The following is an 11,801-nucleotide window of genomic DNA, read 5'->3' as shown; positions in this document are numbered from 1 at the left end:
TCGAGTCCTCACACCTGACGTCACTTCGCGTCCGCATAGCACTCCACCACCGCCGTCGTGAACGGAAACCGCACCGGTGTCTCTCCGAAGGTGAGCCGCGCGGCCAGCTCCGCCGCCTCCCGGATCGCCGCCACGACCATCTCGGCCTCCTCCTGAGGGCAGTGCACGATCACCTCGTCGTGCTGGAAGAAGACCAGTTCGGCGGCCAGGTCCGCGCAGGTCCGCCGTAGCGCGGCAAGCAGCAGCAGGGTCCAGTCGGCGGCGCTGCCCTGAACGACGAAGTTGCGGGCGAAGCGGCCGCGGGCACGGGCGTTGGTGGAGGCGTAGCCGGGGACCCATTCCTGGCCGCCGGCGACGGTCTCGCCGGGGTCGTCCTGGGGGATGCCCGCCTCCTCGGCCGCGTCTTCGCTCGCCCCGGCGGCCGGCGGGCAGGTCCGCCCCAGCCACGTCCGCACCAGTCGGCCCTCCTCGCCCGCCCGGGCGGCCTCGTCGACGTACGCCACCGCCTTGGGGAAGCGGCGTCTGAGGGCGGCGAGGTTCTTCAGGCCGTCGCCGGAGGTCTGGCCGTAGACGGCGCCGAGCACGGCGAGCTTGGCCTGGGCGCGGTCGCCGGAGAAGGCACGGTCGGAGACGGACTGGTACAGGTCGGTCTCCCGGCCGGCCACCTCCATCAGGCCGGGGTCGCGCGAGATCGCCGCCAGCACGCGCGGCTCCATCTGGTCGGCGTCTGCGACGACGAGCCGCCAGCCGGGGTCGGCGACGACGGCACGGCGGATGACCTTGGGGATCTGGAGCCCGCCCCCGCCGTTGGTGACCCAGCGTCCGGTGACGGTGCCGCCCGCGAGGAACTCCGGCCGGAAGCGCCCGTCGCGCACCCAGTCCTGGAGCCAGGACCAGCCGTGGGCGACCCAGATGCGGTACAGCTTCTTGTACTCGACCAGCGGTTTCACCGCCGGATGGTCGAGGGACTCGATCTCCCAGCGGCGGGTCGATCTGACCTTGATCCCGGCCTGTGCGAAGGCCTTGATCACATCGGCCGGCAGATCGGGCCTTACCCGGCGCCCGAACGCGTCGGACACCTCGTCCGCCAGCTCGGCCAGCCGCCGCGGCTCCCCGCCGCCCGCGTACCGCTCGCCGAGCAGTTCGTGCAGCACCCGGCGGTGCACCTCGGCGCTCCACGGCAGCCCGGCCCGGTTCATCTCGGCGGCGACGAGCATCCCCGCCGACTCGGCCGCCGTCAGCAGCCGCATCCGCTCCGGGTGCGCGGTCGCGTCGTGCCGCCGCTGCTGGTCGGCGTACACCTCGACGAGGTCGGCCAGCGGGACGTGCACCGACTGCGGCTCGAAGAGCAAGGACTGCGAGCCCGGTTCGGCCGCACGCTGGGGCGGATCCGGCGGCACGGGGCCGCCCCGCAGCCGGGCGAGGGCCGCGGCCGCCGACCTCGGCTCCCCGTACCGCCCCTCGTGGCCGAGCAGGAGCGTCTCGGCGTCCTCGATGTCGTAGCACCGCTCCACTCGCACCCCCGTGGCGAGCAGCCGCGGATAGACCTCGGCGGTGGACCGCCACACCCACCGCGTGACCTCCGGCCGTCCGCGCACGGCCTCGGCCGGATCCGCCGCCCACCGCGCCGGCCCGGTGAGCAGCCCGTCCGGACCGAGGGGGGCGATCTCCACGCCACCGTCCTCGGCCGGAGCGAGTGCCCACCGGTCGGTCATGCAAGCGAGTGTGGCAGGCGGGACTGACAACGCCGTCAGCTCTGCGCTTCGCCCTGCTCGTCGAATGTCACCTTGAGCTTGGCGAGTGTCGCAGCGAGGTACTCCTCCGTCGCGGCCTTGGTGAGGCCGAGGCCCGACAGGACCCCCTCGCCGTTCTCGAACTCCAGCAGGGCCAGCAGGATGTGCTCGGTGCCGATGTAGTTGTGGCCGAGGCGGAGGGCTTCGCGGAAGGTGAGTTCCAGGACCTTTTTGGCGCCGGAGCCGTAGGGGACGAGGTCCGGCGCCTCCTCCGCGGCCGGTGGCAGTGCGGCAGTGGCGGCCTGCCGCACGGTGTCCAGGAGGACGCCCTGCGCGGTGATCGCCTTGGCGGCCAGGCCCTCCGGTTCGGCCAGCAGCCCGAGGGCGAGGTGCTCGGGGCGGCCCTCGGGGTTGCGGGCGGCGACGGCCTCGTTGTGGGCGGCCATGACCGCATTGCGGGCGCGCGGGGTGTACCGCTGGAAGCCCTGGCTGAGGTCGAGGTCGGTCGACTCCTTGGGCACGAACCGCTTCTGCGCGGCCTGCCGGGTGACCCCCATGCTCTTGCCGATCTCGGTCCAGGAGGCACCCGATCGCCGGGCCTGGTCCACGAAGTGGCCGATCAGATGGTCGGCCACCTCACCAAGGTGATCGGCGGCGATCACCGCGTCCTGGAGCTGTTCGAGGGGTTCGTCGTGGACCTTCTTGATGGCCGCGATGAGTTCGTCGAGACGTACGGATGACGTGATGGGCGGGTTCGTCGACATGTGTCAACCGTAGGTTGACACGGGAAGGGCGTCAATCCGAGGTTGACAACCGCTTCGGGGTGGCTCGGCGAAGCAGCGGCCCTCGGCCTGCACAAGGCCGGAGCCGCTCGGCACCCGCCCCATGGCACCATCGCCCGGTGAGCAGCACGAGCAGTCCGGGCGACGCCCCCGGCACCGTCGACCGAGCCTTCCGGCACGCCCTGTACGCCGACACCGACACCGCCCTCGACACCGGCGCCTCCCTCCTCGCCGCCGACCCCGCGGCGGACGCCGAACTCGCCCGCCGCGGCCAGGAGTTCGTCGCTGCGGCCTGGCGGCGTGGCTGGCAGCCGGCGGACGTCGTACGGCTCGTGCGGCGCGAGCTGGACGACGTACACGTACGATTGCTCTCGGCGCTGATCTGCGCGCAGAAGCCGTGCGACCGCCCCCGCGGCCCCCGCTGGAATGCACAGCTCGACGACCTGCCCGCCGAAGCCCCGCCCCGCACCGACCGCTTCTCGCACGCGACCGCCGTCCTGGAGCTGTACCGCCTCCTGCTGCGCCTGCCTGCGCTGGAGCCACTGGAGGACGAACCGCGGCAGACGGGCAGGTCCGAGTCCCGCGTGCTCGCCCGCATCCGCGCGCTGCTGGCGAAGGCGGAGGCGACCGGGTTCCCTCAGGAGGCGGAGGCGCTCAGCGCCAAGGCGCAGGAGCTGATGGCCCGGCACAGCATCGACGAGGCACTGCTGTCGAGCCGCGACCACACCCCGCACGACGTCCCCGGCGCCTGTCGGATCGGCGTCGAACCGCCGTACGAGCAGGCGAAGGTCGTGCTGCTGGACGCGGTGGCGACCGCCAACCATTGCCGTGCCGTGTGGAACGAACCCTTCGGCTTCTCCACCGTCGTCGGCTTCGAGGCCGACCTGGAGGCGGTCGAGCTGCTCTACACCTCGCTCCTCGTGCAGGCCCAGACGGCGATGACCAAGGCGGAGGCCGCCCAGCGTGCGGGCGGCCGCAAGCGCACCAAGACCTTCCGGCAGTCTTTCCTGGCGGCCTACACCCACCGCATCGGCACCCGCCTGGCCGCGGCGGCACAGACGCAGGTGACCCAGGACCTGCTCCCGGTCCTCGCCTCGCGCGAGGTCGCGGTCACCGACCGGCTGGACCGCATGTTCCCGGAGACGACCACGACCCGCCTGCGCGGCGTCACTGACGAGGCGGGCTGGACGGAGGGCTCCGAGGCGGCCGACCGGGCGCAGACGAAGCCGCGTCGGCCCCTGCGCTGAGGGCACGGCCACCGACGTACCGCCGGCGGTCAGGCCGAGGCCGGGAAAGCCGTCCAGGGGGCACTCGGCGCCCCGGTTCCATCACGCCCCTGGTGCACCCCACATGTCCCCCCTGATGCGCACCGCATCTACCGTAATCTGACGGAATGAGCTGGTTTCGGGCGCTGAGGAAGGCCGCGCGCTCGGGGCTCAGTGTGCAGCGGACCCGGCTGGAACCGCTGCTCGCGCTGCGCGGCGCGGCCGGACTCGCGATCACCGTCTGGGTGAGCATGTGGGCGCTGGGGCCCGAGGCGGCGGTCAGCTCGGCCTTCGGGGCGTTCCAGGCGGCGATCGCCACCTTCCAGCGCAGCTGGCGCCCGCGCCCCGAGCTGGCCCTGGCCTCCGGCACCAGCCTGGCCGTCTCGACCTTCCTCGGCTACCTCACCATCAGCCACCTCGCCCTCTTCGTGGCCCTGCTGGTGCTGTGGACCTTCGCGGCCGGCCTGACCTGGGCCGCGGGCCCGACGGCCGGCCTGATCGCCTCGTCCAACGTGGCGATGATGCTGGTGACGGTCACCCTGCCGACCTCGGTCGCCCAGGCCGCGGGGCATGCGGCCATGATGATCTTCGGTGGTCTGGTGCAGGCGGCACTGATCGTGCTTGTTCCGGTACGACGCTGGGGCCGCCATCGCGACGCGCTCGCGGACGCCCTGGCCGCCGAGGCCGACTACGCACGTCGGCTGCGCCACGACCCCGTCGCACCCTTCGACCCCTGCCCTGATGGTGGCCCGCGAAGCGGCCGCCGTGACCCCCGCCAGGCCCGCCGCCGCCCCGCCGAACTGCACGGCGCCCGCGGCCTGGCCGAGCGCATCCGCCCGGTCCTCGCCTCCCTCGCCGACCCGGCCGTCGGTGTACCCGAGGAGGGCCGCGCACGCGACCTCGTCCGCGAACTCCTCGGTGCGGCGGCCACCATCCTCGACGCCGCCGCCGGCGCCATCCGCCGCGGCGACCCGGTCGAGCTCCCGCCGGCCGCGGTGGCCGCGTTCAGCACCCCGGCCACGGGCGCCGTCCTGACGGGCCCGGCCCACCGCGCGGCGTCGCGACTGGGCCGTCTGCTGGGGGACGTGGTGGAGACGGCGAGCGGGGGAGGCGCCGGGCGACTCCAGCAGGTATCGACGCTCAAGGGCGGCGGAGGCACCGGGCAGCGCCCGCCCGTAGCGACGTCCGAGAGCGGCAGAGGCACCGGGCAACGTCCGCCCGTAGCGACACCCGAGGCGTCAGCCGGCCCTCCCTCCTCCCCGAAGACCCTCCTCCCCCCACCTTCCCCGCACTGATCCCCGCTGCCCTCAGGTCCATCCGCAAGGAACTCCACCCGAACTCACCGGTCACCCGCCACGCCACCCGCTCCACTGCCGTCACCGCCACCGGCTACCTCCTCGGCGCCGCCCTCCCGTTCGGCCACGGCTACTGGGCACCGCTCGCCGCGGTCATGATCATGCGCCCGGACTTCTCCCAGACCTACAGCCGTGCGGTCGCCCGCCTGGCCGGCACGGTCATCGGGGTAGGCGTGGCCACCGGCGCACTCCAGGCCACCCACGCCGGCCCGCACCTCTCCGCCGCGCTGGCCGTGGCGAGCGCCGGGCTGATGTACCTCCTGATGAGCTCCGCCCAGTTCGTGGCCCAGGCCTGCATCGCCGCGTACGTCGTGTTCCTGCTCGGCACGGCCGGCGAGCAGTGGACGCAGACCGCCCCCGAACGCATCCTGCTCACCGTTGTCGGCGGTCTCCTCGCGATGGTCGCGTACGCCGTTTACCCGGCCTGGGAGACACCGCGCCTGCGCACCCTCCTCGCCGACTGGCTGGCCGCGCAGGGCCGGTACACCGCCGCGGTCGTGCGGCACTACGCCGAACCCGTCGGCAAGGCAGCGCCCGACGTCCGCGAGGCCCTCCTGGCCGCGCGCGATGCCCGCGCGGCCTGGCACGCGGCGGTGGCCCGGGCCGCGGACGAGCCCGTACGCCAACGCGGCCTGTCCCGGGTCGCCGCCGACGACGCGGAGGACGCCCTGATGCAGATGGGCCGCGTGACGATGCTGATGGAGGCCCATCTCCCGGAGCGCGGCGCCCGCTCCGTCCCACCTGCCGCCCGCCTCGCCGACGCTCTGCGTACGGCCACGGAAAAGGGCGCGAAGGCCGTCCGCGAGCGCCGGATCCCACGCTGGGACGCCGTACGCGACGCCCTCGACGACCCGACGTGGAGCATCGCCGACGACCCCGTCGTACGCCACGGCTCCCGCATGCTGAACCGTTGCCTCACGGAACTCTCCGAGGCCCTGGACCCGACGCCGCCCTCGTCGGACGACCGCGGCCCACCGCAGCGGTCAGGGACGTGACCTCACGACCCGGATCCGGCCGTCATAGACCACCGCAACTGTCAGGGCGTCACATCACGACGACCCGAGCCCTGCCGTCGGCAGACCCGACGGCAGCTTTCCGCCCTCGGCCTTGGTGTAGGTCTCCGAGCCGAGACCGCCCTCCCACGTCACCTTCAGAGTCGTGGCGCCGACGGAGCCAACCGTGCCGGTCCCGCGTTCGTTGCTCCCGTCCGGGCAGGTGAGACGGATGGTCGGCGTGCCCGAGGCCTTGCCCACGCGCCCGCTGCACACGGTCCCGCCGGTGGCGAACAGCCCGGCGTCGTCACCGGTGACCACCAGCGCCACCGCCTCGCCGTCAGTCGTGGCGAGCCAACTGCCCTGCAGGTCGCCGGCCGCGGACGGCGACCCGCTGCTGCCGCCACCGCCCGTACCACCGCCGGTGTCGGCCGACGACGCGCTGGGGCTGGGCGCGGAGTCGTCCGTGGAGCCGTCGTCGCTGCACGCGGTCAGCGCAGTCAGCGCGAGCACGCCCGTCAGCGCGGCGGCCGCAATCCGCAGCCGCCGATGCACCAGCACGCGCGCGTAGGTCGCAGAAGTCACTGCATGCCCCCAGGGGTGAGCCGGCCAGCCGTACGACCGCAGCAAGCTACCAGCCCGTAACAGGATCGGCCCCAGGTCCTACCAGGACGACTTCCGCACCCCCGGCAGATACCCCGCGTGCGCCTGCTCCCGCAGACTCACCCGGGACAGCCCGAACGCCCGGAAGTAGCCGCGCGGACGGCCGTCCACCTGGTCCCGGTTGCGTACGCGCGTGGCGCTGGCGTCCCGCGGCTGCCTGCGCAACTCGCGCTGCGCGGCGAGCCGTTCGGCCTCCGTGGAGGACGGCCGCCGGATGATCTCCTTCAGCTCGGCCCGTCGTGCGGCGTACCGCGCGACGATCTCCTGCCGCTGCTCGTTCTTCGCGATCTTGCTCTTCTTCGCCATCTCGGTTCCCTCTCCCTCTCAGAAGCCCTTCTCAGACCTTCACTCCGCGCGCGCGGATGCGGGCCACCGCCGCCTCGACGCCGATCGTGTCGACCGTCTTGATCGCCCTGGCGCTCAGCCGCAGGCGCACGTACCGGCCCTCGGTGGGCAGCCAGTAGCGCTTGGTCTGGATGTTGGGGTCGAAGCGGCGCGAAGTGCGCCGGTGCGAGTGGGAGATGCGGTTGCCGAAGCCGGGCTGTGCGCCGGTCAGCATGCAGTGGGCGGACATCGGTGGTGACGTACCTCTCTGCTCTCAGGCTGTGTAAATGGAATTCATTTTCAGTAAGATACCAGCATGGCACGCAACGAACTCCGCCCGGTCATCAAGCTCCGGTCCACAGCCGGCACGGGCTACACGTACGTCACCCGCAAGAACCGCCGCAACGACCCGGACCGCCTGACCCTGCGCAAGTACGACCCGGTCGTCGGCCGCCACGTCGACTTCCGAGAGGAGCGCTGATCAGTCGCCATGCGCAAGGGAATCCATCCGGACTACGGTCCCGTCGTCTTCCGTGACCGTGCCGCGAATTACGCCTTCCTGACCCGCTCGACGATGACGAGCGACAGGACGATCGAGTGGGAGGACGGCAACACCTACCCGGTCGTCGACGTCGAGATCTCGAACGTCAGCCACCCCTTCTACACCGGCACCGCCCGAGTCCTGGACACCGCCGGACGCGTCGAGCGCTTCGAACGCCGGTACGGGAAGCAGGGCTAGCCCATGCCCGAGCTCTCCGTCGTGATCGTCGGCGGGCTGCACGCCGACGCCCGCAAGGCGGCCGTCGAGCAGCTGCTCGCCGACGTGCCCGGCAGCGTCGTACTCCACCACGACCTGGCGACGGCCGCGGCCGGCACGGTCGTACGGACCGTCCGCGACGCCACCGGTGTCCGGGACGCCGGCGAGGCACCGCTCGTCAACGACTGCGCGTGCTGCGCGCTGCGCGAGGACCTGGTGCCCGAGCTGCGGCGGCTCGCGGACGCCGGCGGCACCCCGCTCGCGGTCGTCGAGCTGTGGGACTCCGTCGAGCCGAAGGCCATGGCCGAGGTGGTCACCTCCGGCGGGCTCACGGTCACCGGCGTGATCACCGCCGTCGACCCGGCGCTGCTGCTGCCGTACCTCGGCAACGGCGACGACCTCGCCGAGCGCGGCCTCGCCGCCGCGGCCACCGACCAGCGCACCGTCGCCGACACCTTCGCCCGGCAGCTGGAGTACGCCCCCGCCCTCGCCGTCCTGGACTCCCCGGAGGCCGACGACGAGGACCGCGAGCTGCTCGCCCAACTCCACCCGACGGCCCGTCAGGTCCCGATCGGCCACGGCGACCTGACGGGCGCGCACTCCCCGCTGGCGCACGCTGCCCTCGCCGGGTTCGACGTAGAGGCGGCCGCCGCGGCCCAGCACCCGGCGTGCGCCCTGCTGCCCGCCGAGGCCGACGCGCACGGCGTCTCCACGCTTGTCTGGCACCGCCGCCGCCCCTTCCACCCGGAGCGGCTCTACCAGGCGCTGGAGGACCTGACCTGCGCCGCTGCCCGCAGCCGGGGCCGGTTCTGGCTCGCCGACAGGCCGGACACGCTGCTGCACTGGGACGCGGCCGGCGGTGCCCTGTGCGTGGAGAGCGCGGGTCCGTGGCTGGCCTCCCTGCCCGACGCGGCCTGGGAGATGGTGCCGCCGGTGCGCCGTGCCGCCGCGGCGCTGGACTGGCACCCCGAGCACGGCGACTGCTGCCAGCACCTGGTCTTCACGTCCCCCGGCCTCGACCGCGAGGGACTTGAGCAGTTGCTGGAGTCCTGCCTGCTGACCGACGCCGAGTACGCCGCCGGGCGCAACGCCTGGAAGCGGCTGCCACCCGCCTTCGACACCCTCCTGGAGGTCTGACTCCGATGCCCCGCAAGCCCGAGCGCAAGCCGGCCAAGAACCGTCCCAACCCGCTGGACCAGGCCGAGATCACGTACATCGACTACAAGGACACCGACCTGCTGCGGAAGTTCATCTCCGACCGCGGCAAGATCCGCAGCCGCCGCGTCACGCGCGTTACCGCCCAGCAGCAGCGGCTGCTGGCCCGTGCGATCAAGAACGCACGGGAGATGGCGCTGCTGCCGTACTCCAGCCGCTGAGCACACCCGTACAGGTAGGCGATTCCCTGCGTTCGACGCGCAGGGAATCGCCTACCTCTCTTCTGTCGGCCGTCTTGGAACAGGAAGGTGGGAACACAAAGGCCGCGGAACGCGTCTCTTCCGGTGCACGAAGGATTCGATCCGGACGATCTGGTGCGGTTGATGGCGCGGAAGGGCCATGGACGGGGGAGACGGTCGCATGTCCTGCGATCCCTGGGGCAGACGCTGGAACGACTTCGGTAAAGCGGTCGTCAAAGCTGTAACCGCAGGAACACCCCCCGTGCACGTGCATCTGCCCATGCATCTGCACGTGAACAGGGTTATGATCCGGCACAGTTGACCACTGCATCCATGGCCACACCAGCCAGTGCACCACCGGGGAGCGACCTGTGGATCACGACGTGTACGACGGTGACGTGTACGACGCTGACGTGCACCACGGCGCCGCGGCGTCCGGCGTGTACAACGGCATGGCCGCCACGAAACTGCACGATGTGGCCTGGCAGAAGAGCCGGCACAGCAATTCGCAGGGTTCCTGCGTGGAGTTCGCGCGGCTGCCAGGGGGACGGGTGGCCGTGCGCAACTCGAACTTCCCGGACGGCCCTGCCCTCGTCTACACGCGCGCGGAGATCGAGGCGATGCTCCTCGGCATCAAGGACGGCGAGTTCGACCACCTGATAGCGGGCTGACCCGCTCCGCCACCGGGACAACTCCCGCGTATCGGTGCGCAGACGCTCCGTAACGCGCGTAGAACCGCGGCACGAAGAAGTGCCGCGGTTCGTCACCCGTCGGGCTGAAGCCGGAACAGCGCCCAGACGACCTTGCCGCTGAGCGTGCCCGCGAGCGGATGCCAGCCCCAGCCGTCGCAGAAGGAGTCGACGAGGAACAGTCCGCGCCCCGACTCCGCCGAGAAGTCGTCGGCCTCGCGCGGGACCGGACTGTCGTTGCTGGGGTCGCGCACCGCGCACACCAGCCGCTCGGTCCACCGCATCAGGTGCAGCCGTACGGCCGGTTCCTCCGCTGCCTGCGGGCCCGCTGCCGGCAGCGCGTGCCGGAGGGCGTTGGTGACGAGTTCGGAAACCACCAGGCAGACATCGTCGAAACGGTCCCCGATGTCCCACTGGTCGAGTGTTCTGCGCGTGAACCGCCGTGCCTCGCGGACCGCTTCGTAGCGGCCGGGCAGGGCACAGGAGGCGGCGTTGGACACGGCCGCGGGATCCAGCGGCGGAAGGCCCTGCCGTAACGGCTCGAGCATGGTCGATCCATTCGTCCCCATGCGAGGCACTCCCGGGAATTCGCGGTCAGCGATGCGGCGGTGGCGCGGGACCATGGTTTCGGATGCTTACAGCAGATGCAAGGGCAGATGCACGTGCACGCGACCGAATTGGCCCCTCCCGTACCGCTTGTTGGTCATTTTTTCCGCCAACTTCGGGCCGTCCGCTTGTCCTCTGCTTGCCCTCTCCTTCCCCCAACAGTCGCGGAATCTTCGGCTTCTTTCCGTCTGTGTAATCGGACGAGTACTGCTCGGAGTGTTTTAGTGGCAGACTGCGGGCCCTGAAGACGGTTGGGGAGGCTGGCGAACGTGAGCGCGGGAGAGCCCGGATCGGTGGTGCGGCGGATGCTGCTCGGCTCGCAACTCAGGCGACTGCGTGAGGCGCGCGGCATCACGCGCGAGGCGGCGGGGTACCACATCCGCGCCTCCGAGTCGAAGATCAGCCGGATGGAGTTGGGCCGGGTGAGCTTCAAGACGAGGGACGTCGAGGACCTGCTGACGCTGTACGGGATCAGTGACGAGACGGAGCGCACCTCGCTGGTCTCGCTCGCCCGGGAGGCCAATGTCGCAGGCTGGTGGCACAGTTACTCGGACGTCCTGCCGAGCTGGTTCCCGACGTACGTCGGCCTGGAGGGCGCGGCCTCGCTGATCCGCGCCTACGAGGTGCAGTTCGTGCACGGACTGCTGCAGACCGAGGCGTACGCGCGCGCGGTCGTCCGGCGCGGCATGAAGGGTGCGAGCGAGTCCGACGTCGAGAAGCGGGTGGCGCTGCGCCTGGAGCGGCAGAAACACCTCGTCTCCGAGAACGCCCCCGACTTCCACATCGTCCTGGACGAGGCCGCCCTGCGCCGCCCCTACGGCGACCGCGAGGTGATGCGCGGGCAGCTCCAGCACCTCATCGAGTTCTCCGAGCGGCCCAACGTACGGCTGCAGATCATGCCGTTCAGCTTCGGCGGCCACTCCGGCGAGTCCGGCGCCTTCACCATCCTCGGTTTCCCGGAGTCCGACCTGTCGGACGTCGTGTATCTGGAGCAGCTCACCAGCGCGCTGTACCTCGACAAGGCCGAGGACGTCGCCCAGTACGAGAAGGCTCTCAAGGAGCTGCAGCGGGACAGTCCGGGTCCGGCCGAGAGCCGGGATCTTCTCCGAGGTCTGCTCCAACTGTCGTAAGACATCAGTACGATGACGTGAGATCAGATCACAAGTCGATCGGGTGTCCGTGACGGCCGTGCCGTCCGGGCCGCCTCCGACTGGTCCTGCGGCAGGGGATTGAGGGATCAC

The 11,801-nt window shown here is 71.6% G+C and carries 13 protein-coding genes and 1 pseudogene; 8 read left to right on the top strand and 6 right to left on the bottom strand.

Going from position 1 to position 11,801, the window contains the following annotated elements; translation table 11 throughout:
- Positions 1-20: 20 nt before the first annotated feature.
- Together StrepF001_RS19650 and StrepF001_RS19645 are read right to left on the bottom strand one after the other, a co-directional pair.
- The gene (locus tag StrepF001_RS19650) at positions 21-1,715 is read right to left on the bottom strand and encodes a bifunctional 3'-5' exonuclease/DNA polymerase (protein ID WP_129799529.1); all 1,695 of its coding nucleotides are present in this window, start codon (positions 1,713-1,715) and stop codon (positions 21-23) included.
- Between the two features lie 35 nt (positions 1,716-1,750).
- A complete protein-coding gene (locus tag StrepF001_RS19645) occupies positions 1,751-2,497 on the bottom strand; it encodes a Clp protease N-terminal domain-containing protein (RefSeq protein ID WP_129799528.1) in 747 nt (248 codons plus the stop codon).
- 137 nt (positions 2,498-2,634) lie between these two features.
- Here StrepF001_RS19645 and StrepF001_RS19640 point away from each other — a divergent pair, with 137 nt between their 5' ends.
- Positions 2,635-3,762 carry a DUF2786 domain-containing protein gene (locus StrepF001_RS19640; RefSeq protein ID WP_129799527.1) on the top strand — a complete coding sequence of 376 codons (1,128 nt, stop codon included), beginning with the start codon at positions 2,635-2,637 and terminating at the stop codon, positions 3,760-3,762.
- Between the two features lie 146 nt (positions 3,763-3,908).
- Positions 3,909-6,130, top strand: a pseudogene (locus tag StrepF001_RS48060) (FUSC family protein).
- 54 nt (positions 6,131-6,184) lie between these two features.
- Here the strand turns inward: StrepF001_RS48060 and StrepF001_RS19625 are convergent.
- The 3 genes from StrepF001_RS19625 to rpmB all read right to left on the bottom strand — a co-directional run bounded on the left by StrepF001_RS19625 (position 6,185) and on the right by rpmB (position 7,364).
- Positions 6,185-6,712: a hypothetical protein gene (locus tag StrepF001_RS19625; RefSeq protein WP_240797583.1), complete on the bottom strand. Its 528-nt coding sequence runs from the start codon at positions 6,710-6,712 to the stop codon at positions 6,185-6,187.
- A gap of 78 nt (positions 6,713-6,790) precedes the next feature.
- Positions 6,791-7,096, bottom strand: a complete 306-nt coding sequence (gene rpsN / locus StrepF001_RS19620) for a 30S ribosomal protein S14 (protein ID WP_129799524.1) — start codon at positions 7,094-7,096, stop codon at positions 6,791-6,793.
- Positions 7,097-7,127: 31 nt separating this feature from the next.
- Complete coding sequence (gene rpmB / locus StrepF001_RS19615; protein WP_129799523.1) at positions 7,128-7,364, bottom strand: 50S ribosomal protein L28; 237 nt, start codon at positions 7,362-7,364, stop codon at positions 7,128-7,130.
- A 66-nt stretch (positions 7,365-7,430) separates the two neighbouring features.
- On the opposite strand from rpmB, the gene rpmG reads away from it, so the two are divergent.
- The 5 genes from rpmG (at position 7,431) to StrepF001_RS19585 (ending at position 9,936) form a co-directional block, all read left to right on the top strand.
- Positions 7,431-7,595 (top strand): 50S ribosomal protein L33, encoded by a 165-nt coding sequence (rpmG, locus tag StrepF001_RS19610; RefSeq protein WP_009192555.1) that lies wholly within the window; start codon positions 7,431-7,433, stop codon positions 7,593-7,595.
- A gap of 9 nt (positions 7,596-7,604) precedes the next feature.
- Complete coding sequence (locus StrepF001_RS19605) at positions 7,605-7,853, top strand: type B 50S ribosomal protein L31 (RefSeq protein ID WP_129799522.1); 249 nt, start codon at positions 7,605-7,607, stop codon at positions 7,851-7,853.
- Positions 7,854-7,856: 3 nt separating this feature from the next.
- Positions 7,857-9,008: a GTP-binding protein gene (locus StrepF001_RS19600; protein WP_129799521.1), complete on the top strand. Its 1,152-nt coding sequence runs from the start codon at positions 7,857-7,859 to the stop codon at positions 9,006-9,008.
- 5 nt (positions 9,009-9,013) lie between these two features.
- Complete coding sequence (rpsR, locus tag StrepF001_RS19595; protein ID WP_129799520.1) at positions 9,014-9,247, top strand: 30S ribosomal protein S18; 234 nt, start codon at positions 9,014-9,016, stop codon at positions 9,245-9,247.
- Between the two features lie 389 nt (positions 9,248-9,636).
- Positions 9,637-9,936, top strand: a complete 300-nt coding sequence (locus StrepF001_RS19585) for a DUF397 domain-containing protein (RefSeq protein ID WP_206306893.1) — start codon at positions 9,637-9,639, stop codon at positions 9,934-9,936.
- A gap of 92 nt (positions 9,937-10,028) precedes the next feature.
- On the opposite strand, the gene StrepF001_RS19580 is transcribed toward StrepF001_RS19585, so the two are convergent.
- Entirely contained in the window at positions 10,029-10,502 is a 474-nt protein-coding gene (locus StrepF001_RS19580; protein WP_129799519.1) for an ATP-binding protein, read from the bottom strand.
- 363 nt (positions 10,503-10,865) lie between these two features.
- Here StrepF001_RS19580 and StrepF001_RS19570 point away from each other — a divergent pair, with 363 nt between their 5' ends.
- Positions 10,866-11,690, top strand: coding sequence for a helix-turn-helix transcriptional regulator (locus StrepF001_RS19570; protein ID WP_129799625.1), 825 nt, complete (start codon positions 10,866-10,868; stop codon positions 11,688-11,690).
- Positions 11,691-11,801: the final 111 nt, after the last annotated feature.

Origin of the sequence: Streptomyces sp. F001 (assembly GCF_004187715.1) — a bacterium.
Taxonomy (GTDB): Bacteria; Actinomycetota; Actinomycetes; order Streptomycetales; family Streptomycetaceae; genus Streptomyces; species Streptomyces flavusporus.
This window is presented reverse-complemented; position numbering and strand designations above follow the sequence as displayed.

What these genes read in the sequence shown, in the direction of transcription:
- rpsR (WP_129799520.1), top strand. Translation starts at nt 9,014, where the DNA reads ATGCCCCGCAAGCCCGAGCGCAAGCCGGCCAAGAACCGTCCCAACCCG.
- StrepF001_RS19605 (WP_129799522.1), top strand. Translation starts at nt 7,605, where the DNA reads ATGCGCAAGGGAATCCATCCGGACTACGGTCCCGTCGTCTTCCGTGAC.
- StrepF001_RS19580 (WP_129799519.1), bottom strand. Translation starts at nt 10,502, where the DNA reads ATGCTCGAGCCGTTACGGCAGGGCCTTCCGCCGCTGGATCCCGCGGCC.
- rpsN (WP_129799524.1), bottom strand. Translation starts at nt 7,096, where the DNA reads ATGGCGAAGAAGAGCAAGATCGCGAAGAACGAGCAGCGGCAGGAGATC.
- StrepF001_RS19645 (WP_129799528.1), bottom strand. Translation starts at nt 2,497, where the DNA reads ATGTCGACGAACCCGCCCATCACGTCATCCGTACGTCTCGACGAACTC.
- rpmB (WP_129799523.1), bottom strand. Translation starts at nt 7,364, where the DNA reads ATGTCCGCCCACTGCATGCTGACCGGCGCACAGCCCGGCTTCGGCAAC.
- StrepF001_RS19650 (WP_129799529.1), bottom strand. Translation starts at nt 1,715, where the DNA reads ATGACCGACCGGTGGGCACTCGCTCCGGCCGAGGACGGTGGCGTGGAG.
- StrepF001_RS19570 (WP_129799625.1), top strand. Translation starts at nt 10,866, where the DNA reads ATGCTGCTCGGCTCGCAACTCAGGCGACTGCGTGAGGCGCGCGGCATC.
- StrepF001_RS19600 (WP_129799521.1), top strand. Translation starts at nt 7,857, where the DNA reads ATGCCCGAGCTCTCCGTCGTGATCGTCGGCGGGCTGCACGCCGACGCC.
- rpmG (WP_009192555.1), top strand. Translation starts at nt 7,431, where the DNA reads ATGGCACGCAACGAACTCCGCCCGGTCATCAAGCTCCGGTCCACAGCC.